The organism is Streptomyces sp. NPDC001890, from assembly GCF_042891445.1.
In the GTDB taxonomy this organism is placed as follows: Bacteria; Actinomycetota; Actinomycetes; order Streptomycetales; family Streptomycetaceae; genus Streptomyces.
Genome location: NZ_JBIATE010000002.1, coordinates 915,384 through 941,018, shown reverse-complemented (window position 1 = coordinate 941,018; position 25,635 = coordinate 915,384). Strand labels below are relative to the sequence as shown.

General features: G+C 69.9%; 24 protein-coding genes. All 24 read right to left on the bottom strand.

The annotated features are described in order from the left end of the window. Window positions 1–35: 35 nt before the first annotated feature. The 24 genes from ACFYY1_RS10425 to nrtL all read right to left on the bottom strand — a co-directional run bounded on the left by ACFYY1_RS10425 (window position 36) and on the right by nrtL (window position 25,587). Window positions 36–482 carry a DUF2550 domain-containing protein gene (locus ACFYY1_RS10425; RefSeq protein WP_388583493.1) on the bottom strand — a complete coding sequence of 149 codons (447 nt, stop codon included), beginning with the start codon at window positions 480–482 and terminating at the stop codon, window positions 36–38. A gap of 141 nt (window positions 483–623) precedes the next feature. Continuing rightward, window positions 624–998 carry a F0F1 ATP synthase subunit epsilon gene (locus ACFYY1_RS10420; RefSeq protein WP_259931878.1) on the bottom strand — a complete coding sequence of 125 codons (375 nt, stop codon included), beginning with the start codon at window positions 996–998 and terminating at the stop codon, window positions 624–626. Window positions 999–1,107: 109 nt separating this feature from the next. After that, window positions 1,108–2,550, bottom strand: coding sequence for a F0F1 ATP synthase subunit beta (gene atpD / locus ACFYY1_RS10415; RefSeq protein ID WP_388583121.1), 1,443 nt, complete (start codon window positions 2,548–2,550; stop codon window positions 1,108–1,110). Next, a complete protein-coding gene (locus ACFYY1_RS10410; RefSeq protein WP_388583119.1) occupies window positions 2,550–3,464 on the bottom strand; it encodes a F0F1 ATP synthase subunit gamma in 915 nt (304 codons plus the stop codon). Before ACFYY1_RS10410 ends, atpD begins: the two co-directional genes overlap by 1 nt. A 3-nt stretch (window positions 3,465–3,467) precedes the next feature. Further along, window positions 3,468–5,039, bottom strand: a complete 1,572-nt coding sequence (gene atpA / locus ACFYY1_RS10405; protein WP_360927011.1) for a F0F1 ATP synthase subunit alpha — start codon at window positions 5,037–5,039, stop codon at window positions 3,468–3,470. A gap of 138 nt (window positions 5,040–5,177) precedes the next feature. Next, the gene (locus ACFYY1_RS10400) at window positions 5,178–5,993 is read right to left on the bottom strand and encodes a F0F1 ATP synthase subunit delta (RefSeq protein ID WP_388583117.1); all 816 of its coding nucleotides are present in this window, start codon (window positions 5,991–5,993) and stop codon (window positions 5,178–5,180) included. Then, window positions 5,990–6,535, bottom strand: coding sequence for a F0F1 ATP synthase subunit B (locus ACFYY1_RS10395; protein WP_189542168.1), 546 nt, complete (start codon window positions 6,533–6,535; stop codon window positions 5,990–5,992). Before ACFYY1_RS10395 ends, ACFYY1_RS10400 begins: the two co-directional genes overlap by 4 nt. 38 nt (window positions 6,536–6,573) lie before the next feature. After that, window positions 6,574–6,801, bottom strand: a complete 228-nt coding sequence (atpE, locus tag ACFYY1_RS10390; protein ID WP_030386954.1) for an ATP synthase F0 subunit C — start codon at window positions 6,799–6,801, stop codon at window positions 6,574–6,576. A 72-nt stretch (window positions 6,802–6,873) separates the two neighbouring features. Beyond that, window positions 6,874–7,710 carry a F0F1 ATP synthase subunit A gene (atpB, locus tag ACFYY1_RS10385; protein WP_358946359.1) on the bottom strand — a complete coding sequence of 279 codons (837 nt, stop codon included), beginning with the start codon at window positions 7,708–7,710 and terminating at the stop codon, window positions 6,874–6,876. A 210-nt stretch (window positions 7,711–7,920) separates the two neighbouring features. Then, window positions 7,921–8,358, bottom strand: coding sequence for a hypothetical protein (locus ACFYY1_RS10380; RefSeq protein ID WP_259931898.1), 438 nt, complete (start codon window positions 8,356–8,358; stop codon window positions 7,921–7,923). A gap of 262 nt (window positions 8,359–8,620) precedes the next feature. Further along, entirely contained in the window at window positions 8,621–10,009 is a 1,389-nt protein-coding gene (locus ACFYY1_RS10375; RefSeq protein WP_388583114.1) for an MraY family glycosyltransferase, read from the bottom strand. Between the two features lie 120 nt (window positions 10,010–10,129). Continuing rightward, entirely contained in the window at window positions 10,130–11,395 is a 1,266-nt protein-coding gene (gene glyA / locus ACFYY1_RS10370; protein ID WP_388583112.1) for a serine hydroxymethyltransferase, read from the bottom strand. A 307-nt stretch (window positions 11,396–11,702) separates the two neighbouring features. Beyond that, entirely contained in the window at window positions 11,703–12,344 is a 642-nt protein-coding gene (locus tag ACFYY1_RS10365; RefSeq protein ID WP_266729676.1) for a protein-tyrosine-phosphatase, read from the bottom strand. Continuing rightward, window positions 12,341–12,988 (bottom strand): L-threonylcarbamoyladenylate synthase, encoded by a 648-nt coding sequence (locus ACFYY1_RS10360; RefSeq protein WP_266729677.1) that lies wholly within the window; start codon window positions 12,986–12,988, stop codon window positions 12,341–12,343. The genes ACFYY1_RS10365 and ACFYY1_RS10360 overlap by 4 nt, the downstream gene beginning before the upstream one ends. A 64-nt stretch (window positions 12,989–13,052) precedes the next feature. Further along, complete coding sequence (gene prmC / locus ACFYY1_RS10355; RefSeq protein WP_326767849.1) at window positions 13,053–13,898, bottom strand: peptide chain release factor N(5)-glutamine methyltransferase; 846 nt, start codon at window positions 13,896–13,898, stop codon at window positions 13,053–13,055. A gap of 40 nt (window positions 13,899–13,938) precedes the next feature. After that, on the bottom strand, window positions 13,939–15,015 hold the full coding sequence (gene prfA, locus ACFYY1_RS10350; RefSeq protein WP_388583109.1) for a peptide chain release factor 1: 1,077 nt from the start codon (window positions 15,013–15,015) through the stop codon (window positions 13,939–13,941). A gap of 155 nt (window positions 15,016–15,170) precedes the next feature. Then, on the bottom strand, window positions 15,171–15,395 hold the full coding sequence (rpmE, locus tag ACFYY1_RS10345) for a 50S ribosomal protein L31 (protein ID WP_003966263.1): 225 nt from the start codon (window positions 15,393–15,395) through the stop codon (window positions 15,171–15,173). A gap of 164 nt (window positions 15,396–15,559) precedes the next feature. Then, entirely contained in the window at window positions 15,560–16,663 is a 1,104-nt protein-coding gene (locus ACFYY1_RS10340) for an LCP family protein (RefSeq protein ID WP_388583107.1), read from the bottom strand. 378 nt (window positions 16,664–17,041) lie between these two features. Continuing rightward, window positions 17,042–19,072, bottom strand: coding sequence for a transcription termination factor Rho (gene rho / locus ACFYY1_RS10335; RefSeq protein ID WP_388583105.1), 2,031 nt, complete (start codon window positions 19,070–19,072; stop codon window positions 17,042–17,044). Between the two features lie 385 nt (window positions 19,073–19,457). After that, the gene (thrB, locus tag ACFYY1_RS10330; RefSeq protein ID WP_388583103.1) at window positions 19,458–20,375 is read right to left on the bottom strand and encodes a homoserine kinase; all 918 of its coding nucleotides are present in this window, start codon (window positions 20,373–20,375) and stop codon (window positions 19,458–19,460) included. Between the two features lie 330 nt (window positions 20,376–20,705). Further along, window positions 20,706–21,776 carry a threonine synthase gene (gene thrC, locus ACFYY1_RS10325; RefSeq protein WP_266729683.1) on the bottom strand — a complete coding sequence of 357 codons (1,071 nt, stop codon included), beginning with the start codon at window positions 21,774–21,776 and terminating at the stop codon, window positions 20,706–20,708. A 6-nt stretch (window positions 21,777–21,782) separates the two neighbouring features. Beyond that, the gene (locus ACFYY1_RS10320; protein ID WP_259931918.1) at window positions 21,783–23,075 is read right to left on the bottom strand and encodes a homoserine dehydrogenase; all 1,293 of its coding nucleotides are present in this window, start codon (window positions 23,073–23,075) and stop codon (window positions 21,783–21,785) included. 95 nt (window positions 23,076–23,170) lie between these two features. Next, window positions 23,171–24,562 carry a diaminopimelate decarboxylase gene (gene lysA / locus ACFYY1_RS10315; protein WP_388583101.1) on the bottom strand — a complete coding sequence of 464 codons (1,392 nt, stop codon included), beginning with the start codon at window positions 24,560–24,562 and terminating at the stop codon, window positions 23,171–23,173. A 26-nt stretch (window positions 24,563–24,588) separates the two neighbouring features. Further along, the gene (nrtL, locus tag ACFYY1_RS10310) at window positions 24,589–25,587 is read right to left on the bottom strand and encodes an ArgS-related anticodon-binding protein NrtL (protein WP_388583099.1); all 999 of its coding nucleotides are present in this window, start codon (window positions 25,585–25,587) and stop codon (window positions 24,589–24,591) included. Window positions 25,588–25,635 lie beyond the last annotated feature (48 nt).

Sequence of the window (25,635 nt, the reverse complement as noted above, 5' to 3'; positions counted from 1 at the left end):
TCTTCTGGGCCGTGCCGAGCAGGGCCGGACGGCCCTCAGGCCACGTTGACCCGCTGGCCGGGCGGAGCCGCCTCCAGCCACGCGAGGAACCCGGTCAGCGCGTCCTCGCTCATGGCCAGTTCCAGGCGGGTCTCCCCGTGGAGGCAGCCGAGCACCACGGCGTCGGAGAGCAGCGCCAGCTCCTCCTCACCCTCGGGCAGCCGCCGGGCGACCACCTCGATCGCAGAACGCTCCAGGACCCGGCGGGGTCGAGGAGCGTAGGAGAAGACGCGGAACCAGTTGATCCGGTCCTCGCTGTACCGGGCGACCCCGTAGACCCAGCCCTTGCCCGAGAGATCGGGCTCCTCGGACACGTTCCAGCGCAGACTGCAGTCGAAGGTCCCGCCGGAGCGCTGAATCAGCCGCCGGCGCAGGCCGAAGAAGAAGAGTCCGATCAGGACCAGTGCGACGAGCAGCCCGCCCACCCACAGCGCGAGGAACATCTCCACCGACCTCCTCGCGTCGTCGAGTAACGGATACCGCCAGAACTACAACCGCACCTGCATCGCCTCAGCCGCGACACGGTCTGGAGTGGTCTCCAGCTCGGGCCGCGGCTGAGGGTAAAGCTACGTGGTAGCGGGGCGCTAGCGCACCGCCACCGCACGCAGTCGGACTTCGGCGCGCCGCTCGGAGGCAGCGTCCGTGTCCGACTTCGCGCGCTCCAGCGCACGCTCGGCGCGCTGGACATCGATCTCGTCCGCCAGCTCCGCGATCTCGGCGAGCAGCGAGAGCTTGTCGTCCGCGAACGAGATGAAACCGCCGTGCACAGCGGCGACCACGGTCTGGCCGTCGCTCGTACGGATCGTCACCGGGCCCGATTCCAGCACACCCAGAAGCGGCTGGTGACCGGGCATGACGCCGATGTCGCCGGACGTGGTGCGCGCGACGACCAGGGTGGCCTCGCCGGACCAGACACTGCGGTCCGCGGCGACCAGCTCGACGTGCAGCTCAGCAGCCAAGGGTGGCTCCTCGGGTCACCACCCGGCCGTTCGAGCCGGGTGTTGGGTCAATTCTACGGGGCGTGGTGAGGGGGACGGGACACACCCGCCCCCCTCGGTGAGCCAGGGCTCAGGAGACGCCGAGCTCCTTGGCGTTGGCCTTCAGGTCCTCGATGCCACCGCACATGAAGAACGCCTGCTCGGGGAAGTGGTCGTACTCGCCGTCGCAGATCGCGTTGAACGCGGCGATCGACTCGTCGAGCGGCACGTCCGAACCGTCCACGCCGGTGAACTGCTTGGCGACGTGGGTGTTCTGCGACAGGAAGCGCTCGACACGACGGGCACGGTGGACAACGAGCTTGTCCTCCTCGCCCAGCTCGTCGATACCGAGGATCGCGATGATGTCCTGGAGGTCCTTGTACTTCTGGAGGATCCCCTTGACACGCATGGCCGCCGCGTAGTGGTCCTCCGCGATGTAGCGGGGGTCCAGGATGCGGGACGTGGAGTCCAGCGGGTCCACGGCCGGGTAGATGCCCTTCTCGGAGATCGGACGGGAGAGAACCGTCGTCGCGTCGAGGTGGGCGAAGGTGGTGGCCGGGGCCGGGTCGGTCAGGTCGTCCGCGGGGACGTAGATCGCCTGCATCGAGGTGATCGAGTGACCACGGGTCGACGTGATGCGCTCCTGCAGCAGACCCATCTCGTCGGCCAGGTTCGGCTGGTAACCCACCGCGGACGGCATACGGCCGAGCAGGGTGGACACCTCGGAGCCGGCCTGGGTGTACCGGAAGATGTTGTCGATGAAGAAGAGCACGTCCTGCTTCTGCACATCGCGGAAGTACTCCGCCATGGTCAGACCGGCCAGCGCGACGCGCAGACGCGTGCCCGGCGGCTCGTCCATCTGACCGAAGACGAGCGCCGTCTTGTCGATGACGCCCGAGTCGGCCATTTCCTCGATGAGGTCGTTGCCCTCACGGGTGCGCTCACCGACACCGGCGAACACCGACACACCGTCGTGGTTGTTGGCCACGCGGTAGATCATTTCCTGGATCAGAACGGTCTTGCCGACACCGGCACCACCGAACAGACCGATCTTTCCACCCTTGACGTACGGGGTGAGCAGGTCGATGACCTTGACGCCGGTCTCGAACATCTCGGTCTTGGACTCGAGCTGGTCGAAGTTGGGCGCCTTGCGGTGGATCGGCCAGCGCTCGGTGACCTCGGCGTTCGCCTCGGGCTTGTTGAGGATCTCGCCGAGGGTGTTGAACACCTTGCCCTTGGTGATGTCGCCGACCGGGACCGTGATGCCGGTGCCCGTGTCGGTCACCGCGGCCTGGCGGACCAGACCGTCGGTGGGCTGCATCGAGATCGCGCGGACCAGGCCGTCACCCAGGTGCTGGGCGACTTCGAGGGTCAGCGTCTTGAGCTTGCCGTCCTCGGCCGGGTCGGCCACCTGGACGGTCAGCGCGTTGTAGATGTCCGGCATCGCGTCGACGGGGAACTCCACGTCGACGACCGGGCCGATGACCCGGGCGACGCGGCCCGTGGCAACGGCCGTCTCAACTGTGGTCGTCATTACTTGTCACTCCCCGCGGTCGCGTCGGCCAGCGCACTGGCACCACCGACGATCTCGCTGATTTCCTGGGTGATTTCGGCCTGGCGGGCCGCGTTGGCAAGCCGGGAGAGCGTCTTGATGAGCTCACCGGCGTTGTCGGTGGCCGACTTCATCGCGCGGCGGCGGGCGGCGTGCTCGGAAGCAGCGGCCTGCAGCAGCGCGTTGTAGATCCGGCTCTCGACGTACCGCGGAAGCAGGGCGTCGAGGACGTCCTCCGCCGACGGCTCGAAGTCGAACAGCGGCAGGATCTCGCCCTTGCCGGCGTCGTCCTTCGTGGCATCGAGGCTGAGCGGCAGCATCCGGTCGTCGACCGGGTTCTGCGTCATCATCGACACGAACTCCGTGAAGACGATGTGCAGCTCGTCCACGCCGCCCTCGGCGGTCTCCTGGGTGACCGCCTCGATCAGCGGGGCCGCAGCCCGCTTCGCATCCGCGTACGTCGGGCTGTCGGTGAAGCCGGTCCACGAATCCGCGAGCTTGCGCTCACGGAAGCCGTAGTAGGCGACACCCTTGCGGCCGATCACATAGGTGACGACCTCCTTGCCCTCGCCCCGGAGCCGCTCGGTCAGTCGCTCCGCGGCCTTGATGGCGTTGGAGGAGTAACCGCCGGCCAGACCGCGGTCGCTCGTGATGAGCAGGATCGCGGCCCGTGCCGGGGTGTCGGCCTCGGTGGTCAGCGGGTGCTTGGTGGTGGAGCCGGTCGCCACCGCGGTCACCGCACGGGTGAGCTCGGTCGCGTACGGCGTCGACGCCGCCACCTGGCGCTGCGCCTTGACGATGCGCGAGGCGGCGATCATCTCCATCGCCTTGGTGATCTTCTTCGTGGCGGTGACGGAGCGGATGCGGCGCTTGTAAACGCGAAGCTGAGCGCCCATCGATCAGCCCTCGCCCAGGAGCTTGCCGTCCGAGGTCTCGAACTGCTGCTTGAAGGCGGCGACGGCGTCGGCGACCGACTGCAGCGTGTCGTCGGACATCTTGGCGCCCTCGGCGATGCTGGTCAGGAGGTCCTTGCGCTCACGGCGCAGGTACTCCAGCAGCTCGCTCTCGAAGCGACGGATGTCCTCGACCGGGACGTCGTCCATCTTGCCGGTGGTGCCGGCCCAGATGGAGACGACCTGCTCCTCGACCGGGTACGGGGAGTACTGCGGCTGCTTCAGCAGCTCGACCATGCGCTTACCGCGCTCCAGCGACGCCTTCGAGGCCGCGTCCAGGTCGGAACCGAAGGCGGCGAACGCCTCCAGCTCGCGGTACTGGGCGAGGTCCACACGGAGACGGCCGGAGACCTGGCGCATCGCCTTGTGCTGGGCGGAGCCACCGACGCGGGAGACCGAGATACCGACGTTCAGGGCCGGACGCTGGCCGGCGTTGAACAGGTCGGACTCCAGGAAGCACTGGCCGTCGGTGATGGAGATGACGTTGGTCGGGATGAACGCCGACACGTCGTTCGCCTTGGTCTCGACGATCGGGAGGCCCGTCATCGAACCGGCGCCCATGTCGTCGGAGAGCTTCGCGCAGCGCTCCAGCAGACGCGAGTGGAGGTAGAAGACGTCGCCCGGGTAGGCCTCACGGCCCGGCGGACGGCGCAGCAGAAGCGACACGGCGCGGTAGGCGTCGGCCTGCTTCGAGAGGTCGTCGAAGATGATCAGGACGTGCTTGCCCTGGTACATCCAGTGCTGGCCGATGGCCGAACCGGTGTACGGCGCCAGGTACTTGAAGCCGGCCGGGTCCGACGCCGGGGCGGCGACGATGGTCGTGTACTCGAGCGCGCCGGCCTCTTCGAGGGCACCGCGCACGGAGGCGATGGTGGAGCCCTTCTGACCGATGGCGACGTAGATGCAGCGCACCTGCTTGTTCACGTCGCCCGTGCGCCAGTTGTCGCGCTGGTTGATGATCGTGTCGACGGCCAGAGCGGTCTTACCCGTCTGACGGTCACCAATGATCAGCTGACGCTGGCCGCGGCCGATCGGCACCATGGCGTCGACGGCCTTGTAGCCGGTCTGCATCGGCTCGTGCACCGACTTACGGACCATGACGCCAGGGGCCTGCAGCTCGAGGGCGCGGCGGCTGTCGGTCGCGATCTCGCCGAGACCGTCGATCGGGTTGCCGAGCGGGTCGACGACGCGGCCGAGGTAACCCTCGCCGACGCCGACGGAGAGCACCTCACCGGTGCGCTGCACCGGCTGGCCCTCTTCGATGCCGCTGAACTCGCCGAGGACGATGGCACCGATCTCGCGCTCCTCAAGGTTGAGGGCGAGACCGAGGGTGCCGTCCTCGAACTTCAGCAGCTCGTTCGCCATGGCCGAGGGAAGACCCTCGACCTTCGCGATGCCGTCGCCGGCAACGCTGACCGTACCGACCTCCTCGCGCGAGGCCGCGTCCGGCTTGTACGACTGGACAAAGTTCTCCAGCGCGTCCCGGATCTCCTCCGGCCGGATCGTGAGCTCCGCCATCTGGGTTCCCTGCTCTCCTTGTTGGGCCCGAAGTTTCTTAAGGGGGTCTGGGGGCCGACCCCCAGGAATCTTCTGCAATTTCTGCACGGCCCAACCGGGCCGCTGGTCTTGCTCTGTTCTGTTGCTGCGCTGCGTCGGTCAGCCGGCCATGCGCCGGGTCGCCTCTTCGAGGCGCTCCGAGATGGTGCCGTTGATGACCTCGTCACCGACCCGCACCGCGATCCCGCCGAGGACCGTGGGGTCCACGTCGAGGTTCAGGTGCATCGGACGGCCGTAGATCTTCGCCAGTGCGGCGCCGAGGCGCTGCTTCTGCCGATCACTGAGCGGCACGGCCGAGGTGACCACGGCGACCATGCGGTCCCGGCGCTCCGCGGCGAGCTTGGAGAGGGACTCGAGTCCCGCTTCCAGGCTACGTCCACGCGGCTGGGTGACAAGCCGCGTGACGACGCGCTCGGTGGCGGGCCGCGCCTTGCCGCCGAGCAGGCTGCGCAGCAGCTCGCCCTTGGCGGCGGTGGACGCGGACCGGCTGGTGAGCGCGGCGCGCAGCTCCTTGTCGGAGGCGACGATCCGGCCGAACCGGAACAGCTCGTCCTCGACGTCGTCGAGGTCTCCGCTGCGCTGGGCGGCGGTGAGGTCTGCGATGTTCGCCAGTTCCTCGACCGAGTCGACCAGGTCGCGCGACTGCGACCAGCGGGAGCGGACCATGCCGGAGATCAGGTCGACGGTCTCGCCGCCCACCTGACCGCGCAGCAGCCGTCCGGCCAGCTCCGCCCGGGCCTCGCCGGCCTGCGACGGGTCGGTCAGGACCCGCCGCAGTGAGACCTCGCGCTGGAGCAGCGCCGTCACGGCGGCCAGCTCCTCGGCGAGCTTCGCCGCGTCGACCGACGTGTTGTCGGTCAGCGCGTCGAGCGACTCACGTGCGGCAGCCAGTGCCTCGCGGCTCGCGCCGTTCATCGGACAGCCTCGGCCTTCGCCTCGAGCTCGTCGAGGAAACGGTCGACGGTGCCGCTCTGCCGGGCGTGGTCCTCAAGGGACTCGCCGACGAGCTTGCCGGCCAGGTCGGTGGCGAGCTTGCCCACGTCCTGACGCAGCGCGGAGGCCGCGGCCTTGCGGTCGGCCTCGATCTGGGCGTGACCGGCAGCGATGATCTCCTCGCGCTGCCGCTGGCCTTCCGCCCGCATCTCCTGCAGGATCACAGCGCCCTGCTCCTGCGCCTCCTGGCGCAGGCGCGCGGCTTCGTGGCGGGCCTCGGCGAGCTGAGCCTTGTACTGCTCAAGGACGCTCTGGGCCTCGGTCTGGGCCGCATCGGCCTTCTCGATACCGCCTTCGATGGCCTCGCGACGCTCTTCCAGAACCTTGTTGATGTTCGGGAGGAGCTTCTTGGCGAGGAAGCCGAAGACGATGACGAAGGCGATCAGACCGATGACGAGCTCAGGGATCGGCGGAACGAGGGGGTTCTCCACCTCGGAGGCCGCGAGCTGAACCAGGGGGTTCACATCAGTGCCTTTCGTCGGAACGGACTAGTCGCGGTTCGTCAGCTGTAGACGAACGGCATGACCAGACCGATGAGGGCGAGCGCCTCACAGAAGGCGAAGCCGAGGATCTGGTTGGCGCGGATCAGACCGGCAGCCTCGGGCTGACGGGCGAGAGCCTGCGTGCCGTTACCGAAGATGATGCCGACGCCGACGCCGGGGCCGATGGCAGCCAGGCCGTATCCGACGGAGCTGAGGGAACCGGTGACGGCGGCAAGGGTCTGGGACATGCCAGTTCTTCCTTCTCTTTCACGGACCGGTGGGGGTTGGCCACCGGACGACTGGGGGTATGGGAGGCGCGATCAGTGGTGCTCGGCGACAGCGCCCTGGATGAAGCTGCACGCCAGGAGCACGAAGACGTACGCCTGAACAGCCTGGATGAAGAGCTCGAAGGCCGTCATCACGATGACCATCACGAACGAGACGCCCGCGTAGGCGATACCGATGCCGTTGAGCAGGTACCAGCTGGCGATGGTGAAGAGCAGCAGCAGCGTGTGACCGGCGAACATGTTCGCGAAGAGTCGGACCGCGTGCGTGAAGGGACGGACGATGACGTTCGAGAAGAACTCGATGACCATGACCATCGGGAGCACCGGGCCGAGCGACTTGTCGTAGCCCGTCAGGTTCTTGAAGCCGCCGACGAAACCGTGGCGCTTGAAGGTGATGCTCATCCAGAGGACGTAGACGATCAGGGCCAGCCCGGCCGGGTAGGCGATGACCGACGTCACCGGGAACTGGGCGAGCGGGATGATCGACCAGAGGTTCATCATCCACACGAAGAAGAAGATCGACACCATCAGCGGGACGTACTTCTCGCCCTCGCGCTTGCCGAGCGTCTCGTAGACGATCCCCCGGCGGACGAAGTCGTAGCCGGCCTCGGCCACCATCTGCAGCTTGCCCGGAACGACCTTCGGCTTGCGGAAGGCGGCCCAGAAGAAGCCGACGATGATGACCGTGCCGAGGAGCGCCAGCAGCATCGTCTTGTTGAAGTAGATGTTGCTGTCCGCGTCACCGAAGATCGGCTCGAACAGGAAAGAGTGCAGGCCGGGACCCGGGAAACCACAACCGGAGAAGATGTGGCAATCGGTCTCGAAGGCGAGCACCTGCGTCGGGTCAGCACTCACCGCGGGCTCCTTCAGCGTGGCGCATAGGTACGGCAACCTCGTTGTGTCGGCGCGGCGCGCAGCCGCGGTTCGGCACTGGACTGGTGTTACGGATGTGTGAGCGGCAGTCAGGCATTGAGCCTCGCGATCGAGCAGGCGTCAGCTCACATGCCCGCGCCCGCAGTGCCGCAGTTGGAACCGGACGATAGCAGGGTCTTGAACCTGCACTTATCCCGCCCCTACCCTTCACGACTTCGAGCCCGTGTTCTTGGGCTTTTCCGCCTTGTCGGACTCGGGTTCGACGTAAAGGATCTTGGCCTTCATGTGTGCACGGGTCTGTGCACCGATCCACACGAGGGTCATCGCGACCAGAGTGATCGCGAACGCCTTCGGATTGAACATCGTCGTGTTCTTGAAAGCGGCGACGAAGATGAACAACAGGAGAAGCTGAGCCGTATACAGCATCAGCCCCATCGCCTGGAACAGGTGGGGCAATGACCGCGCGGTCCGCTGCAGGACCAGCAGGCCGATTCCCATGAAGAGGATCACCACGATCGTCGCAACACCCGCGCCGAGGGCTCCCTTGCCGCCCGCGACACCAGCGCTGACGGCAACGGCGACAACGCCGGCGGCAGCGGTGGGTACGGCGGCTTGAAGGAGAGTCCGGACGTCGTTGGACGGCATGGCGGCAGCTCCGCTTGCAGGGGGTGGGCAGTGTGTCGTCATGGACGAGCGTAGGCCCGGTCCGAGTCGATGCCTCGGGCCAATGGACCGTGCTACTCAAGTCCTTCGGCTCCGTCACCGGGCTTCGTGAACGGTATCACAAACTATTTGATGAGGTCTTTACCAAGAAAGTGTGCTTACAGTCACACGTGAGAGTGAATTCGCGCATGTGAGCAAGACAACTCAATTACTTGTCTGGTATTGCCCCTTGGTGCCCGAATTCTCAACGTGCGGATTCGGCCTTGTCTCTGTCCGAAAAACGCGAACGGGGGCCGATGGCGGTCGCCCCGTTGACGCCGGACACCCCCACGACCACCGGGGTGCGCTCCTGCGACTCGGGCCCCTTCCGCCCCATCGGCGCCTCGGCAGGCCCCTGTTGGAGCCCGGCCCCGGACGAGGGGTCCGCCCCTTCCGCCGCCTCGCCCCTGCCCCGGATCCGGCGGTAACGGGGCGGTACGAAGCGTTCCGCCCAGTACGGGGCCCTCGGCGTGAAGCGGGGGAGCAGCAGCAGTACGAGACCCAGCGCGCTCATCCCCATGATCACCAGCACGATCCACAGGGACGTCGAGTGCACGGAGTAGCCGACCGCGCCGAAGGCGATCAGGGCCGACCAGAAGTACATGATCAGCACGGCCCTGCTGTGCGAGTGGCCGATCTCCAGCAGCCGGTGGTGCAGATGGCCGCGGTCCGCCGCGAACGGCGACTGCCCGTTCCACGTCCGCCGCACGATCGCCAGCACCAGGTCCGCGGCCGGGATCGCGATGATCGTCAGCGGCAGCAGCAGCGGGATGAAGACCGGCAGCATCGCGTGGGTGGCCTCGCGCTCACTGCCCGCGAAGAGCTTCATCGCGTCCGGGTCGACCAGGCCCGTCACCGAGATCGCCCCGGCCGCGAGCACCAGGCCGATCAGCATCGAACCCGAGTCGCCCATGAAGATCCGCGCGGGATGCATGTTGTGCGGCAGGAATCCCAGGCACATGCCCATCAGGATCACCGCGAAGAGCGTCGCCGGGGCCGCCGCCTCGATCATGTGCCCGTACCAGAGCCGGTAGGTGTACAGGAAGAACGCGGCGGCGGCGATGCACACCATGCCCGCCGCGAGACCGTCCAGGCCGTCGACGAAGTTGACCGCGTTGATGGTGATGACGACCAGGGCGACCGTGAGCAGCGTGCCCTGCCACTGGGTGAGCGCGACGGTGCCGACACCGGGGATCGGCAGCCACAGGATCGTCAGCCCCTGGAGGACCATGACGGCGGCGGCGATCATCTGCCCGCCGAGCTTGATCAGGGCGTCGATCTCGAACTTGTCGTCCAGGACACCGATCAGCCAGATCAGCGCGGCGCCGGAGAGCAGCGCCCGCGGCTCGGTGGAGAGCTGGAAGACCCACTCGAGGTTGTGGAGATGGGCCGCGACGATCAGTCCGGCGCACAGCCCGCCGAACATGGCGATGCCACCGAGCCTCGGTGTCGGTTCTCGGTGGACGTCACGCGCACGGATCGCGGGCATCGCCCCGATCGCGATGGCGAACTTACGCACCGGACCGGTCAGCAGATAGGTCACCGCGGCCGTGACACAGAGCGTCAGCAGGTAATCACGCACGGGCTGCCCCATAGATTTCGCCGGCCATCTCAGCCCACACCCTAAACCGTCCGGGCATCAGGGACGGCCGCGCTGCACGGGCCTCATGACCGAGGACACAGCAATCGGGCCCATCGGTTCCGCATCGGACTGCTACCCCGGGTAAGGCGGATGGCTCACCGCCAGCTCCCGCACCTCCGCGCGGATGTCGTCCTCCTCCCGCACCGCCGCTCCGAAGAGCACCGCCAGCCGGGCCATGTCCGCGTCGTCCATGCCCTGGGTGGTGACGGCCGCGGTGCCCAGCCGGATGCCCCGGGCGTCCCCGTACGGCAGCGCGCAGGTGTCCAGCACCAGGCCCGCCGCCGCCAGCCGGGCGCGGGCGGTCCGCCCGTCGACGCCCAGCGGGGCCGGGTCCGCGACGATCAGGTGGGTGTCCGTGCCGCCGGTGGTGACCTCGAAGCCCTCCGCCTCCAGACCGGCCGCCAGCACCCGGGCATGGGCCACCACCCGGTGCGCGTACGTGGTGAACGCCGGGGTGGCCGCCTCCCCGAACGCGACGGCCTTCGCAGCGACGGTGTGCATCTGGGCACCGCCCTGGGTGAACGGGAAGACCGCCCGGTCGATCCGCTCCGCCAGCTCCTCGCCGCACAGGATCATCCCGCCGCGCGGCCCGCGCAGCACCTTGTGCGTGGTCGCGCAGACCACATCGGCGTACGGCACCGGGCTCGGCGCCGCTCCCCCGGCGATCAGCCCCATCGGGTGCGCGGAGTCGGCGATGAGATAGGCGCCCACCTCGTCGGCGATCTCCCGGAACAGCTCGTGGTCGGGATGGCGGGGATAGGAGATGGAGCCGCTCACGATCGCCTTGGGGCGATGGGCGCGGGCCAGCGCGCGGACCTGCTCGTAGTCGATCAATCCGCTCTCCGGGTCCACCCCGTAGCCGATGAATTCGAACCAGCGGCCGGAGAAGTTGGCGGGCGAACCATGGGTGAGGTGTCCGCCGTACGGGAGTCCCATCGCGAGCACCGTGTCGCCGGGGCGGAGCAGGGCGGCGTAGGCGGCGAGGACCGCGGAGGAGCCGGAGTGCGCCTGCACGTTGGCGTGCTCGGCGCCGAAGAGCGAGGTGGCGCGGCGGCAGGCGATGCGCTCGGCGGCGTCGGCCTGTTCGCAGCCGCCGTGGTGGCGGGCGCCGGGATAGCCCTCGGCGTACTTGTTGGCGAGGGGCGAGCCGAGGGCGGCGAGGACCGCGGGCGAGGTGAAGTTCTCGGCGGCGGTCAGCTGCAGGGTGCTGGACTGGCGGTGCAGCTCCCCCAGCAGCACGGCGGCGATCTCCGGATCCTCCCGGAGCAGGGCACCGAAGTCCTGCGGCAGGTCGGCCTGCGGGGCGGAGGGCGGTGCGGCTGGAGTGGTGACCGGCATCGTTGGGCTCCGGGCCTGGGGAGGGGTGCGCTGGCGTCAGATCCAATGTAGGCCCGCGACGGGCCTCCTGCCCGCTGTGCGGCGCCGTAGTGCACCCGCCCGGCCCTCCCGTGCCCGGACGGTGCGTACGCCCGTCAGGGTGGCGTGGACGGCCGGCCCTCCAGGGCTGCACGGATACGCCGTCGAGCGCGGTGGCGACCGGGTCGAGGGCCTGGCTGAGCACCATTCCCGATACGCCCCTCGCACCGCTCGGCCCCGGCGCGCTGCGCCGGCCTCCGGCCGTCGGGCGGGCGGCAGTGCCGCGGCCTCAGCGGTGGGTCGCGACGCCCGTCAGCGCGGTGACGACCGGGTCGAGGGCCTGGTTGATCTCGTCGCCGACGGAGCGGAAGAACGTGATCGGGGCGCCGTACGGGTCGTACACCTCGTCCGCCTCGGCGGTGGGGGCCAGCAGCCAGCCGCGCAGCGCGGCGGCGGCGCGGACCAGTGCGCGGGCGCGCTCGACGACGCCCTCGTCCCGCGGGTCGGGCAGCGTGGCCGGGTCTATCGCCCGGACCAGCCGGGTGAATTCCTTGAGGGTGAACGTGCGCAGGCCGGCCGAGTGACCCATCGAGATCACCTGCGCGCGGTGGTCGCGGGTGGCGGTGAGCACCAGGTCGGCGCGGATCACGTGCTCGTCGAGCAGTTCCCGGCCGACGAAGCCGGTGGTGTCGGCGCCGAAGTCGGCGAGGACGGTCTCGGCGTTGGCCTCCATGGGGGCGCCTTCGTGGCCCCAGGTGCCCGCGCTCTCCACGATCAGCCCGCCGCTGAGCGGATCGCCGAGGCGGTCCACCAGGGCATGGCGGGTCAGCCGCTCGGTGATGGGCGAGCGGCAGACGTTGCCGGTGCTGACGTGGAGGATGCGGAAAGTGTCGGCCCGCCCCGCTATGCCACGCCCCTCAGGGGCGGTCAATTGGCCACCTCAAGGTCGGGTACCACCTTGCGGAGCTCCTCGACGGAGAGCGCGCCGGCCCGCAGCAGCACGGGGACCTTGCCGGTCACGTCGACGATCGACGAGGGGACGATGCCGGGCGTCGGGCCGCCGTCCAGGTAGACGGAGACGGAGTCGCCGAGCATCTCCTGGGCCGCGTCGCAGTCCTCGGGAGACGGGTGGCCGGTGAGGTTGGCGCTGGAGACGGCCATCGGGCCGACCTCCGTGAGCAGCTCGATGGCGACCGGGTGCAGCGGCATCCGGATGGCGACGGTGCCACGGGTGTCCCCGAGGTCCCACTGGAGCGACGGCTGGTGCTTGGCGACGAGCGTCAGGGCGCCGGGCCAGAAGGCGTCGACGAGCTCCCAGGCCTGCTCGGAGAAGTCGGTGACCAGGCCGTGCAGGGTGTTCGGGGAGCCGATCAGGACGGGCGTCGGCATGTTGCGGCCGCGGCCCTTGGCGTCCAGCAGGTCGGCGACGCCCTCGGAGCTGAAGGCGTCCGCACCGATGCCGTACACGGTGTCGGTGGGCAGCACGACCAGTTCGCCGCGGCGGACGGCCGACGCGGCCTCACGCAGACCCGTCGTACGGTCGGTCGCGTCGTTGCAGTCGTATCGCCGTGCCATCAGCCGGCCTCCTCAAGCGTGTACGGGTGTCGCGGGTACGGGTCGTGCGGGTGGTGGCCGCGGGTCACGGCATGGCCTTGCGGGCCGTGGCGAAGCGGGGCCGGTTGTTCAGGTCCGGGTGGTCGGCCGCGTCCGCCCAGCCGCGCTCCTCGGTGAAGATCCACGGCACCTGGCCGCCCTGGGTGTCGGCGTGCTCGATGACGACGAGGCCGCCGGGGCGCAGCAGGCGGTGTGCGGTGCGCTCGATGCCGCGGATGGTGTCGAGGCCGTCCTCGCCGGAGAAGAGGGCCATCTCCGGGTCGTGGTCGCGGGCCTCGGGCGCCACGTACTCCCATTCGGTGAGCGGGATGTACGGCGGGTTGGAGATGACCAGGTCGACCTGGCCGTCCAGCTCGGGGAGGGCGGTCAGCGCGTCTCCCTGGTGGACGGTGACCCGGGATCCGTCGGCGTTCTTCCTCGTCCACTCGATGGCGTCGTCGGAGAGCTCGACCGCGTGCACCCGCGAGCGCGGCACCTCCTGGGCCATGGCCAGGGCGATGGCGCCCGATCCGCTGCACAGGTCGACGACGGTCGGCTCGACGACGTCCATCGCGCGCACCGCGTCTATCGCCCAGCCGACGACCGATTCGGTCTCCGGGCGGGGGACGAAGACCCCGGGTCCGACCTGGAGCTCCAGGTAGCGGAAGAAGGCGCGGCCGGTAATGTGCTGGAGCGGTTCGCGGGCCTCGCGGCGGGCGATGGCCTCCCAGTAGCGGGCGTCGAAGTCCGCGTCCGGCACCCGGTGCAGCTCGCCCCGCTTGACGCCGTGGACGAACGCGGCGAGTTCCTCCGCGTCGAATCGCGGCGAGGGCACACCGGCGTCGGCCAGCCGCTGGGTGGCCTGGGCCACCTCGGCGAGCAGCAGGTTCATCGCGGTTCTCCGTACGGTTTACGGGCTGGGCGGGCTTTGCTTAAGCGGCGGCGAGCTTCGCGGCGGAGTCGGCGTCGACACACGCCTGGATCACGGAATCCAGGTCGCCGTCGAGCACCTGGTCCAAGTTGTACGCCTTGAAGCCGACCCGGTGGTCCGAGATCCGGTTTTCCGGGAAGTTGTACGTACGGATCTTCTCGGAACGGTCGACCGTACGCACCTGGCTGCGCCGTACGTCCGAAGCCTCCTGCTCGGCGGCTTCCTGAGCGGCGGCGAGCAGGCGCGAGCGCAGGATGCGCATGGCCTGCTCCTTGTTCTGGAGCTGGCTCTTCTCGTTCTGGCAGGAGGCGACGACGCCGGTCGGCAGATGGGTGATGCGGACGGCGGAGTCCGTGGTGTTGACGGACTGGCCGCCGGGGCCCGAGGAGCGGTAGACGTCGATGCGGAGGTCGTTGGCGTGGATCTCGACGTCGACCTCCTCGGCCTCGGGCGTGACGAGCACACCGGCGGCGGAGGTGTGGATGCGGCCCTGCGACTCGGTGGACGGGACGCGCTGCACGCGGTGCACGCCGCCCTCGTACTTCAGCCGGGCCCACACGCCCTGGCCGGGCTCGGTGGCGCCGTTGCCGCCCTTGGTCTTCACGGCGACCTGGACGTCCTTGTAGCCGCCGAGCTCGGACTCGGTGGAGTCGATGATCTCGGTCTTCCAGCCGACGCGCTCGGCGTAGCGCAGGTACATGCGCAGCAGATCCCCGGCGAACAGGGCGGACTCGTCGCCGCCCGCGCCGGCCTTGATCTCCAGGAGCACGTCCTTGTCGTCGCTGGGATCGCGCGGGACCAGGAGCAGGCGGAGCTTCTCGGTGAGCTCCTCGCGCTGCTTCTCCAGGTCCTTGACCTCGGCGGCGAAGTCCGGGTCGTCGGCGGCGAACTCGCGGGCCGTCTCGATGTCGTCGCCGGCCTGCTTCCAGGAGCGGTACGTCGCGACGATCGGGGCCAGCTCGGCGTAGCGCTTGTTGAGCTTGCGCGCGTTCGCCTGGTCCGCGTGGACCGCCGGGTCCGCGAGCTGCTTCTCCAGATCGGTCTGCTCGCCGATCAGTTCCTCGACCGCCTCGAACATCTTCGGGCTCCTGGTTCCTTCACTCGTGCGTGCCTGCTGGACGGCGTGATGCCGGCCGGGCGGGGGTACGGAACGGGGCCGCGTACCCCCGGCCGGAAAAAACGCCGGCCCCGACGCCCCCGCAAGAGGGCGCCGAGAACCGGCGCAGTGGCTCGCTACTTGCTGGCGGAGCCGGCAGCCTTGCCGAAGCGGGCCTCGAAGCGGGCCACGCGGCCACCGGTGTCGAGGATCTTCTGCTTGCCCGTGTAGAACGGGTGGCACTCGGAGCAGACGTCGGCACGGATGGTGCCGTTGTCGATGGTGCTCCGGGTCGTGAACGACGCGCCACAGGTGCAGCTGACCTGCGTCTCGACGTACTCGGGGTGGATGTCGCGCTTCAAGGGTTTCTCCTAGGTTCGGGAGGGCGCCGGGTCGTACGCGCGGATTGCACGTCCGTGAACCGGGGCCGACGTACCAGTCTGCCAGGACCGGCCGTATCTCCCAAAACCGGGGGCGGGCCGCAACTATTCCCGGCCCGTCCGCTCACCGCCCGGCCACCGTCCGCTCACCGCACGACGCTGCCGGCGGTGCCCTTGTCGCCCGCCGACTTCTCGGTGGCGGAGGCGGGGATGGCCTGGTCGTGCGCGAGCGCGGACCAGACCTGCCGCGCGGACTCCTCCAGCGGTACGACTCGGTTCGGGTCGGCCGGGTCGTACTCGACGGGCAGGGTGACCATGTGGACGTCCTTCGAACCGAGCCCCTTGAGGCCGTTGGCGAAGGAGGTGAGCTCGGTGACCGAGCCGAGGTCGGAGTCGGTGGTGACGGTCTTGGTGGCCGTGTCCGCGAGGTCGTACAGGGTCTTCGGGTTCGAGAACACCCCGACGGTCTTGACCTGTTCCATCAGCGCCTTGATGAACGCCTGCTGGAGCTGGATGCGGCCGAGGTCGCTGCCGTCGCCGACGCTCTTGCGGGTACGGACCAGGCCCAGCGACTGCTCGCCGTCCAGGGTGTGGGTGCCGGGTTCGAGCTTGAGATGGCTCTTGGGGTCGTCGATCGCCGCGGTGGTGGTGATCTCGACGCCGCCCAGCTCGTCGATGAGCTTCTTGAATCCGGTGAAGTCGACTTCGAGGTAGTGGTCCATGCGGATGCCCGACATGGCTTCGACGGTCTTGACCGCGCAGGCCGGTCCGCCGACCTCGTACGCCGTGTTGAACATCGCGCGCTGCTGGCCCGCGACGGTCTGCCCGTCGGTGTCACTGGCGCAGTCGGGGCGGGTGACGAGGGTGTCGCGCGGGATGGAGACGACGGAGGCCGTCTTGTGGCCCTTGTTGATGTGCACGACCATCGCGGTGTCGGAGCGGGCCGTGCCCTCGTCGGCGCCGTACTCGGAGTTCGCGCCGGACCGGGAGTCCGAGCCGAGCACGAGGATGTCCTGCGAGCCGTTGTCGATGTTGTCGGGGCGGTCCTTGCCGAGCGCCGCGTTGATGTCGACGGCCTTGAGATTGCCGTTGAGCTTGAAGTAGGCGTATCCCAGTCCGGCACCACCGACGACGACCGCGCCGGCCAGGGTCCAGGCGGCGATCACGGTCGCCCTGCGGCGACGGGAGGGTTTCTTCCGGCGCTTGCCGGTGGGGCGTATTCGGCCCCCGCTCCCGTTCTGCTCGGTCATGGGTCTCCTTCGGTCGTCAGCTTTCCCGGCTCGGTCCTGTCCGGCCCCCAAGCAGCGGTGTTCGGACATTGCAACGTCGACATGTCGGTACCGCCTACGACGCCGTGGCACGAAGAAGGGTTGCACAGCCACCTGTTGCTTCCGCGTGAGGGACGAAACGGACAACAACCCGGCCCAACAGCCGGTGACCCCGCGCTCACCTGCGGTTTCTTGCCCGCTACAGCCATCACCACGGCGTCCGCGGCACGCCCGGCATGTGGCAAAGGTCTCGAAACGGCCACGGGTGCCGGGGCACGTTGGCGCCGCCCATGACACAGGGCCGCCCCCGTCACCGAAGTGACGGGGGCGGCCCTGTGGTTCGGCCGGTCCGGGGCGACGTCAGTCGTTGCCGTTGCCCGGGGCCGGCGTCGTCTTCTGGATCTGGAGCAGGAACTCCGCGTTGGACTGGGTCTTCTTCATCCGGTCCAGGAGGAGCTCGATCGCCTGCTGCTGGTCGAGCGCGTGCAGCACCCGGCGCAGCTTCCAGACGATCGCCAACTCCTCGCTGCCCAGGAGGATTTCCTCCTTGCGGGTGCTGGACGCGTCGACGTCCACCGCCGGGAAGATGCGCTTGTCCGAGAGCTTCCGGTCGAGCTTGAGCTCCATGTTGCCGGTGCCCTTGAACTCCTCGAAGATCACCTCGTCCATGCGCGAGCCGGTCTCGACGAGCGCGGTGGCCAGGATGGTCAGCGAACCGCCGTCCTCGATGTTGCGCGCGGCACCGAAGAAGCGCTTCGGCGGGTACAGCGCGGTCGAGTCGACACCACCGGACAGGATGCGGCCGGAGGCGGGGGCCGCGAGGTTGTACGCGCGTCCCAGACGGGTGATGGAGTCCAGCAGGACGACCACGTCGTGACCCAGCTCGACGAGACGCTTGGCGCGCTCGATGGCCAGCTCGGCGACGGTGGTGTGGTCCTCGGCGGGGCGGTCGAAGGTCGAGGAGATGACCTCGCCCTTCACCGACCGCTGCATGTCGGTGACCTCTTCCGGACGCTCGTCGACCAGGACGACCATCAGGTGGCACTCGGGGCTGTTGACAGTGATCGCGTTGGCGATCGCCTGCAGGATCATGGTCTTGCCGGTCTTCGGCGGGGCCACGATCAGCCCGCGCTGGCCCTTGCCGATGGGGGCGACCAGGTCGATGATCCGCGTCGTCAGGACATTGGAGTCGGTCTCCAGACGGAGCCGGTCCTGCGGGTAGAGCGGGGTCAGCTTCTGGAACTCCGGGCGGCCACGGCCGGTTTCGGGCGCCATGCCGTTCACCGAGTCGAGGCGGACCAGGGCGTTGAACTTCTCCCGGCGCTCGCCGTCCTTGGGCTGGCGGACCGCACCGGTGACGTGGTCACCCTTGCGCAGGCCGTTCTTGCGGACCTGGGCGAGCGAGACGTACACGTCGTTCGGGCCCGGCAGGTAGCCGGAGGTCCGGATGAACGCGTAGTTGTCCAGGATGTCCAGGATGCCCGCGACGGGGATCAGGACGTCGTCGTCGGAGACGGGGACCTCGCTGGCGAAGTCCTCGCGGCCGCGGCGGCCACGGCGGTCGCGGTAGCGGCCCCGACGGCCGCGACGGCCACCGGCCTCGTCGTCGTACCCGTCGTCCTGCGGGCCGCCGCCCTGCTGCTGGCCCTGGCCCTGACGCTGCTGGCGCTGGCCGCCCTGCTGGCCCTGGCCACCGCCCTGCTCGTCGCCCTTGCCCCGGCGGTCGCGCTGACGGTCGCGGCGCTCCCCGCGCTCGCCACGCTCCTGACGGTCGCCCCGGTCGCCGCGCTGACCGCGGTCCTGGCGGTCGCCCCGGCGGCCCTCGGCCGTGTCGGCGGCGGCCTCGGCCTTGGCCTCGGCACGGTCGTCGCCCTTGGGCTCGGCCTGCGTGTCCGCCTTGGCCTCGGCGGGCTTGGTGTCCGCCTTGGTCTCCGGGCTGCCCGCCTGCGCGGTCGCACGGCGCCGACGGCGCTCGCCCGCGGGCTGGTCGTCGCTGGCCGGCTGGCCGGGGATGTCGATCTGCTGCTGGGCCGCGGCCTTCTCGGCGGGCGCCTCGGCGGCGGACTCGTCCCCGGTGCGCGCCTTGGAGGTGGCACGGCGCTTCGGCTTGGTCTCGGACGCCGCGGCGGGCGCGGCGGCCTTGGGCGCGGCGGAGCTACCGGCCTGCGCCTCCTTGATGACCTCGATCAGCTGGCCCTTGCGCATCCGCGCAGTGCCCTTGATGCCGAGGCCGGACGCGACCTGCTGCAGCTCGGCCAGGACCATGCCGTCAAGGCCGGTGCCGGAGCGGCGGCGCCGTGCGGTGGTGCCAGTGGCAGCACCTTCGGCGGGCGCGGCGCTGTCGACGCTCTTGTCGGCAGTCACGCCCATCAGATCGGTGGTGTCGCTCACGAAGGGTCCTTCCCTGGAGCGGACGTCGGCCTTCTGGCTCGGCGACCGGTTGTGCTGTCCGACTGCGGTCTTTTTCTTGCGGACCGTGCCGGGGCGGTGGTCCGCCGGGTACGGCGGAGAGATGAAGGTGTGCATGGGCCCGGCGCGAGCATCCCCCTGCTCGGCCCACTCCTGGACAAGCGAGGGGTGTCGTGCCGGTTCCGGAGCGTGCACGAAACTGCTCAGGCAGGCTGCTCAGGCAGTTGGGGAGGCTCCCGGAAGAATTGGTGGTCCCGGAAAGGGACACGAAGCAACGCGCCACATAGACGTCGGTTGCAGACTTGAGGTTAACACTACCGGCTCCAACAAACATTCCCCCTCTCACTCACCGGCAATCACTTCTCGGCTACGGGGCGAGCGGCAGCACACTCGCGCCCGGGGCGTCGAGAGCGAGGCGATTGGCCGCCCACCCCTCGCCCGCCAGCTGTGCGACCTTGTCGGCCGCACCGTCCTCGGCCAGTGCGAGCACGGTCGGCCCGGCACCGGAGATGACCGCGGGGACGCCGTCCGCGCGCAGTCGGTTGACGAGTTCCACGCTCTCGGGCATCGCCGGGGCGCGGTACTCCTGGTGGAGCCGGTCCTCGGTGGCGGTGAGCAGCAGCTCGGGCCGTCTGGTCAGGGCCTCGACGAGGAGCGCGGCGCGGCCGGCGTTGAAGGCGGCGTCGACGTGCGGGACCGTGCGCGGGAGCAGTCCGCGGGCGGTCTCGGTGAGGACCGGCTTGCCGGGTACGAAAACCACCGGAACGATGGATTCTGCGGGATCCATCCTGATCGCGCGCGCCGCTGCGCCGTCCATCCACGCGAGGGTGAAACCGCCGAGCAGGCACGCCGCGACGTTGTCGGGGTGGCCCTCGATCTCGGTGGCGAGCTCCAGCAGCGCCGCCTCGTCGAGCCGGGCGTCGCCGCCGGTCGTCACGGCGCGGGCGGCGACGATCCCGGCGCAGATGGCGGCCGAGGAGGAGCCGAGGCCGCGGCCGTGCGGGATGCGGTTGGCGCAGACGATCTCCAGGCCGCGGGGCTGCCCGCCGAGCAGGTCGAAGGCCGTGCGCAGGGAACGTACGAGGAGGTGGCGCTCGTCGCGGGGCAGCGTGTCCGCACCCTCACCCGCGATATCGATGTGCAGTCCGGAATCGGCGACGCGGACGACGACGTCGTCGTACAGCCCCAGCGACAGGCCGAAGGCGTCGAAACCCGGGCCCAGGTTGGCGCTGGTCGCGGGGACGCGCACCCGGACGGCGGCGGCTCGGAAAGCGGGACCGGCCATCGGTTGGAGGACTCTCCTTGTGAGGCAGCGGGGGTGGTGAAGCGGTTTCGTGGTGGCGGGAGGTCGTGGCGCGGCGGGGAGTGGAATTCCGGGGAACCCGACGGCCACAACGGCCCATGCACCGCGGCAGATGCGGCGGGGCGGGTTGGGTACAGCTTATCGAAGGAAGGTTCTGTGGCGACATAGGGCGCACAGGAGGCGCACGATGCGTGTCGCACGCCTCCTATGCGCTCTCCGCCCCGAAAAGGGGCGGTTGAGCTGGGTTCTTGCCCGGCCCGTCGGGCACGGCCGACGGGCCGGGGCAGTCCGGGGGCGGGCCCGGGGCAGGTTCTAGACCAGGCCCAGCTTCTCGGCGGCGGTGGCCGCGTCGACCGGGACCGTGACCGGCTGCGGGGCGCCCGCGACGGCCCAGTCGGGGTCCTTGAGGCCGTTGCCGGTGACCGTGCAGACGATCTTCTGGCCGCGGTCGACCTTGCCCTCCTCGGCGGCCTTCAGCAGGCCGGCGACGGAGGCGGCCGAGGCGGGCTCGACGAAGACGCCCTCCTGGGAGGCCAACAGCCGGTAGGCGGACAGAATCTGTCGGTCCGTCACCTCATCGATGAAACCGCCCGATTCGTCCCGGGCGTCCAGCGCGTACTGCCAGGAGGCCGGGTTGCCGATCCGGATCGCGGTGGCGACGGTCGACGGGTCCTTGACGATCTCGCCGCGCACGATGGGCGCGGAGCCGGAGGCCTGGAAGCCCCACATGCGCGGGGTGTGCGTGGCGAGGCCGTCGCCCGCGTACTCCTTGTATCCCTTCCAGTACGCGGTGATGTTGCCCGCGTTGCCGACCGGGAGGACGTGGATGTCCGGGGCGTCGCCGAGCGCGTCGACGATCTCGAACGCGGCGGTCTTCTGGCCCTCGATGCGGACCGGGTTGACCGAATTGACCAGCGCCACCGGGTAGTTGTCCGAGAGCGAGCGGGCCAGCGTCAGGCAGTCGTCGAAGTTGCCGTCGACCTGGAGGATCCTGGCGCCGTGCACCAGCGCCTGGCCCATCTTGCCGAGCGCGATCTTGCCCTGCGGCACGAGGACGGCGCAGACCATGCCGGCCCGCACCGCGTACGCGGCGGCGGAGGCGGAGGTGTTGCCGGTGGAGGCGCAGATGACCGCCTTCGCGCCCTCCTCCTTGGCCCGGGTGATGGCCATCGTCATGCCGCGGTCCTTGAAGGAACCGGTGGGGTTGGCGCCTTCGACCTTGAGGTGGACCTCGCAGCCCGTGCGCTCGGAGAGGACCTGGGCGGGTACGAGCGGCGTACCGCCCTCACGAAGCGTGACGACCGGCGTCGTGCTCGTGACCGGGAGGCGGTCCCGGTACTCCTCGATGATGCCGCGCCACTGGTGGGTGCCCTTGCTGGTCATGGGTCCTTACTCCCCTTCAACACGCATGATGCTGGCGACACCGCGCACGGTGTCGAGCTTGCGCAGCGCCTCGACGGTCGCCGAGAGGGCGGCGTCGGACGCGCGGTGGGTGACAACGACGAGAGAGGCCTCTCCGTCCTTGCCCTGCTGGCGGACCGTATCGATCGATACGCCCTTTTCGGCGAAGACCGTCGCGACCTGGGCGAGCACGCCAGGCTTGTCGGCCACGTCGAGACTGATGTGGTACCGCGTGACCACGTCGCCCATGGGGCTGACCGGCAGGCGCGTGTACGCGGACTCACCGGGGCCGGTGGCCTCGTTGAGCTTGTTGCGGCAGACCGCGACCAGGTCGCCGAGGACCGCGGAGGCGGTCGGCGAGCCACCGGCGCCGGGGCCGTAGAACATGAGCTGCCCGGCGGCCTCCGCCTCGACGAAGACCGCGTTGTACGCCTCGCGGACGGAGGCCAGGGGGTGGCTCAGCGGGATCATCGCGGGGTGGACCCGGGCAGTGACCGACTGCCCGTCGGCGGCGCGCTCGCAGATGGCGAGGAGCTTGACGGTGCAGCCCATGCGCCGGGCGGAGGCGATGTCGGCGGCGGTGACCTCGGTGATGCCCTCGCGGTGCACGTCGCCGATCCGCACCCGGGTGTGGAAGGCGATGCCGGCGAGGATCGCGGCCTTGGCGGCGGCGTCGAAGCCCTCCACGTCGGCGGTCGGGTCGGCCTCGGCGTATCCGAGGGCGGTGGCCTCGTCGAGCGCCTCGGAGTACCCGGCTCCGCTCGTGTCCATCTTGTCGAGGATGAAGTTGGTCGTGCCGTTCACGATGCCGAGGACCCGGTTGACCTTGTCACCGGCGAGCGACTCGCGCAGCGGCCGTACGAGCGGGATGGCACCGGCCACGGCGGCCTCGTAGTAGAGGTCCCGGCCGTGCTGCTCGGCGGCGGCGTGCAGCGCGGCGCCGTCCTCGGCCAGCAGCGCCTTGTTGGCGGAGACGACGCTCGCGCCGTGCTCGAAGGCGGTGGTGATGAGCGTGCGGGCGGGCTCGATGCCGCCGATGACCTCGATGACGACGTCGATGTCGCCCCGTTTGACCAGGGCCGTCGCATCGGTGGTGATCAGTGCGGGGTCGATGCCCTCGCGCACCTTGGAGGGCCGGCGCACGGCGACACCGGCGAGCTCGACCGGTGCGCCGATGCGCGCGGCGAGGTCGTCGGCGTGCGTCGTCATGATGCGCGCCACCTCTGAGCCGACCACTCCACAGCCCAGCAGCGCCACCTTCAGCGGACGCGTACGCATCATCCGACCTCGTTTCCTTTACATCTGATGTGTGGACCAGTCTCACTCACCGGACGGGAGTTTCTGCCACCCGTCCGGATCCTGAGACATCTATTTCATCAGCCGACATCGAGACGCAGGAGATCTTCCTCCGTCTCGCGCCTGACGATGACACGAGCCTGTCCGTCGCGCACGGCGACGACCGGCGGACGCAGGGCGTGGTTGTAGTTGCTCGCCATGGAACGGCAGTACGCGCCGGTGGCGGGCACGGCGATCAGGTCGCCGGGGGCGAGGTCGGACGGCAGGAACGCGTCCTTGACCACGATGTCGCCGCTCTCGCAGTGCTTGCCGACGACGCGGACGAGCATCGGCTCGGCGTCGGAGGTGCGCGAGGCGAGCGCGACGGTGTACTCGGCGTCGTACAGCGCGGTGCGGATGTTGTCCGACATGCCGCCGTCGACGCTGACGTACGTGCGCAGCCCCTCCAGGGGCTTGATGGTGCCGACCTCGTACAGCGTGAAGGCGGTCGGGCCGACGATGGCGCGCCCCGGCTCGACGGAGATCCGCGGGGTGGCGAGCCCGGCGGCCTCGCACTCGCGGGTCACGATGTCGCCGAGCGCCTTGGCGATCTCGTGCGGCTCGCGCGGGTCGTCCTCGGAGGTGTACGCGATGCCGAGCCCGCCGCCGAGGTCGATCTCGGGCAGCTCCACCCCGTGCTCGTCGCGCACCTCGGCAAGCAGCTGGACCACGCGGCGGGCGGAGACCTCGAAGCCGGCCATGTCGAAGATCTGCGAGCCGATGTGCGAGTGGATGCCGATGAGCTCCAGGCCATCGAGGGTGAGCGCCCGGCGCACCGCCTCGGCGGCCTGTCCCCCGGCCAGCGCGATCCCGAACTTCTGGTCCTCGTGCGCGGTGGCGATGAACTCGTGGGTGTGCGCCTCGACGCCGACGGTCACCCGGATCTGTACGCGCTGTCGCTTGCCGAGCCGCTGCGCGACGTGCGCGACCCGGACGATCTCCTGGAAGGAGTCGAGCACGATCCGCCCGACGCCGGCCCCGACGGCCCGCTCGATCTCCGCGACGCTCTTGTTGTTGCCGTGGAAGGCGATGCGCTCGGCCGGCATCCCGGCGTCCAGCGCGGTGGTCAGTTCGCCGCCGGAGCAGACGTCGAGGTTGAGCCCCTCCTCCTGGAGCCAGCGCACGACGGCGCGCGAGAGGAAGGCCTTCCCGGCATAGAACACGTCGGCGTCCGGCCCGAAGGCGTCGGCCCAGGCGCGGCAGCGGGCCCGGAAGTCGTCCTCGTCGAGGAAGTAGGCGGGGGTGCCGAACTCCTCGGCCAGCCGGGTCACTTCGATGCCCCCGACGGTGACCTTGCCGTCCTCGTCGCGGGTGACGGTGCGGGCCCAGACCTTCTCGTCCAGGGCGTTGAGATCGGCGGGCGGGGCGGTGTAGTGCCCCTCCGTCATGACATCGGCGTGACGGGGCCCGGCGGGGTGTGCGGATCGGCTCATGGTGTTGCTCTGCTCTCTCGGATCTCTCAGAGGACTTCGGGTGCGCTGATGCCGAGCAGGGACAGGCCGCCGGCCAGCACCGTCCCGGCGGCTTCGGCAACAGCGAGCCGGGAACGGTGGGCGGCCGAGGGTTTCTCGTCACCGACGGGCAGCGGCGAGGCGCTGTCGTGGAAGTCGAAGAAGGCCTGCGCGAGGGCTTCCAGCTGCCGGGCGACCCGGTCGGGCTCGCGGTGCCGGGCGGCGGCGGCGAGCACCCCGGGGTGGTCGGCGAGCAGCGCACCGAGCACGGGCGCGTCCACGCTCTCCTCGTAGGCCGCGCCGAACCCGAGCTGCCGGGCGTTGCGGCCCAGCGCGCACATCCGGGCGTGCGCGTACCGCACCCGGAACAGCGGATTGCTCTCCTGCTGCACGAGCAGCTCACCGCTCCCGGTGCCCCGGGGCCGGTCGTGCGGGGCGGCCCGCAGCAGCGACCACCGCGCGGCGTCGCTCCCGAGCCGCTCGAAGAGATCGCGGTCGGCGGCCGGCACCGGCAGCACATGCAGCGCCTCGCCGCCCGCCGTCCGCTCCCCGACCTCGGCACCCTGGGCCCGGAGCAGCCGCTCGACGGTCCCGGTGACGACCCGGGCGCGGATCTCCTCGACGGGCCCGAACGAGACCTTCGTACCGGCGAGGGCGTCCCCGTGCCCGTACGCCGCACCGCGCTCGGCGACGCTCCGCACCACCGCGCCGAGGCCGCGCGCCCCGGCTCCCAGCGTGAAGTTCAAGAACCCCGGCCCGGTGACCTCGACGTCCCCGATCCCGGGCGCGCCCAGCACTCGTTCCCGCAGGATCTCGGCCACGTCCCGGGCCGGCAGCGCGGCGGGCCCGGCCAGCTGGAGGGCGACGGCACAGGCGTAGTCCCCACGCCCGCCGGGTCGCGTCCGTTCCACCCGCACACGCGCGGGGACGGGGGCGCGCAGGGCGTCCTCGTCGACCGCGCGGCGCACGGCGTGCAGCACGGTCCTGGAGAGATCGGCGGGGGTCACAGGACAAGCGTATGGGAGGAAGGGGGGCACCCCGCGACCCTGTTTCGC